Genomic DNA, 2,530 nt, shown 5'->3' on the forward strand with positions numbered 1-2,530 from the left:
CAACTCTTGATAAAATCAACCAATATGTTCGTGAAAATTTAACTGGTCTACGTGTCATTCGTGCCTTTGCGAGAGAAGATTTTCAAGAAAAACGTTTTGGTAGTAAAAATGATGAAGATAAAGACTTGGTTAAAGGCTTGGCTAAGATTTTTGTTTTTTGAGTCTTTAATTTTTTGGAAGGTATCGGTTAGTTCTTCTTTTTGGGCTAGGAGTTGGATTCCTTGTCCTAGTTGCGCTTGCCCTTGACTTAAAGGTATTAAGGCTGAGCTGATTTGTTTTGGAAGATTGGCTACAACTTTTTCTGAGCCTGCGACTAATTGGCTACTAGCATCATAAAGTTTTCGATAATCACTACCTTTTTTAGGAAGTGGGAGGTTGTCTGTTTTTTTAGCTGCAGCTTTTACCTTCGTAAACATTTGGCTTTGTTGTTTAGAAGAATCAGTTGTCTTACTTGTAGAGGCAAAGAGTTCTTTGATTTCCATTTTAGCAACAGATTTCACCGTATCAGATAAAACATGCTTATCAATTTGGACATAAGCATCGTGTCTGATATTGTCTTTTGCTGCACTAATATTGCCATTTAAAATGGTTACAAGAAAAGCCATACTAACTGCTTGACCAATATATCGAGCAGCATTGATAATCCCTGAACCAATTCCTGCCTTAGTAACTGGAAGATATTTTACAGATGCTGTCATGGACATTGCCATAAATCCTAAACCAAGACCAATAATCACATTACAACAAATGATAATAGCTTCTGAAGTTTCAAATTGAACTAGGCTTAGCATAAAAAGTCCAGCTGCTGTGATAAACATCCCAATACCAATAAGAAGTTTCGCAGAAAGTTTTTGGTACATTTTGGTTGCCAGAGGCATTCCGACAGCAATCGCTAAAGAGGTTGGCACGATAAGATAAGCTGAATGAAGAGCACTATAGCCACGAACATTTTGAAGGAAGTAATTCAAAATCAATGACGGTACAATAATTGCAAAACCAAAAATCATGTAAATGATGCTTGAGGCTGTAAAGGTCTTTTCTTTAAACAGTGATAATTCAATAATCGGTGATTTTACTTTTCCTTCTACAAAAATTAACAAGATTAAGCCAACTAAACTAATGGCAAAGCTTGATAAAATGATAGTTGACGTCCAACCATATTCTCTTCCTTCTAGAAGACCAAATGTCAAACCTCCTAAGGCACAAGTCAAAAATAGCATGCCAAGCCAGTCAATTTCTTTAGCAATACTAAAATCATAAGATTCCTCATTGCCAACTAGAATAAGCACAAAAGAAATCAAAGCAATTGGAATATTAATTCCAAAAATCCAGTTGTAGCTTGCCCAATTAATGATAAAGCCACCGATGACTGGACCGCTTGCTGCAGCCAAAGCGCTGAATGCACCTATAACTGCTGTTACCTTACTTGTGTTTGCTTTTCCAAAAAGTGCAATCCCCATTGGTAAAACAATCGGTGTCAAAATTGCCCCACCGATTCCTTGGAAAAATCGGAAAGCAATTAAAAAATTTAGCGAATTTGCCATCATGCAAGCAAATGAAAAGACTCCAAATATAGCAACACCAATCAGCATAACTAATCTACGACCATACAAATCAGCGAGCTTAGAGGCTGTAATAATAAAAGCAGCCATTGCCAGAACATAAATCGTTGAAACCCAGCTCGTATCTGTCAAACTAGAATTGAGATGCTTCATAATGTCTGGTAAGGCAATATTAACGATAGTAGCATCCAAAGCTCCCATAAACATGGCAAGAACTAATCCGACGAACCCAAATACTTTTCTTGTCTTTGACATATTCCTATCCTTTCTTCATAAAAACTCATACCCCATTATGCTTCAAAAAGCTTAATACGATAAGTCAACGCTTTAACATTTTACGAAAAAATAATACAATATTAACAAACCAAAAACCATGACAGATTTTAATAATGTGTTTAATTAAGGGAAAAATATGACGATTAATCGAAAAACAAGCAGCGTTGAAAGCCTAAAAAACGCCCTTATTGAATTGCTTTTTGACAAAACTTATTCAGAAATCACAGTCGCTGACATTGCCAAAAAAGCCGGTGTTAGCCGCGGAACTTTTTACCAGCATTTTCTTGATAAAGATGACCTAGCAACAACCATCAGTGACGAAACCTCCGAAAGATTCTGGAATATTTTATCCAAAGGAAATCTTGATAAACCAGATAAAATCCTCGAAAGTCTAAAGTGTATTAAAGATGATGCCAAACACTTCAAAGTCATCTCACAAGCGCCTCATGTACAATTTTCAAAAACCGTTCGTGTACTACTAGAACGATTGGTCACAACAAATGTTAATCTCAAAAATAGAATCAAACAAAAAAGTAAAATAACTGATGATTTAATTATTGAAGCCTTCTGTGCCTCTTTCGAAAGCATTATCTCTGCATGGATTGAAAGTGACTTTAAAAAAAGCCCAGAAGAAATCAGTGAAATCATTATAAAATTGGAAAAATTATTTTTATAAAAGGTCACTTTATGTG

General features: G+C 35.5%; 2 protein-coding genes. One reads left to right on the forward strand and one right to left on the reverse strand.

Annotation, left to right across the window (positions count from 1 at the left end; translation table 11 throughout):
* Positions 1 to 47: 47 nt before the first annotated feature.
* Positions 48 to 1,817, reverse strand: a complete 1,770-nt coding sequence (locus E0E02_RS09330; protein ID WP_133018451.1) for an MFS transporter — start codon at positions 1,815 to 1,817, stop codon at positions 48 to 50.
* Positions 1,818 to 1,974: 157 nt separating this feature from the next.
* Between E0E02_RS09330 and E0E02_RS09335 the strand changes: the two genes are divergently transcribed.
* Entirely contained in the window at positions 1,975 to 2,514 is a 540-nt protein-coding gene (locus E0E02_RS09335; RefSeq protein ID WP_133018452.1) for a TetR/AcrR family transcriptional regulator, read from the forward strand.
* Positions 2,515 to 2,530: the final 16 nt, after the last annotated feature.

It is taken from the genome of Streptococcus sp. KCJ4932 (assembly GCF_004352745.1).
GTDB lineage: Bacteria > Bacillota > Bacilli > Lactobacillales > Streptococcaceae > Streptococcus > Streptococcus ruminicola.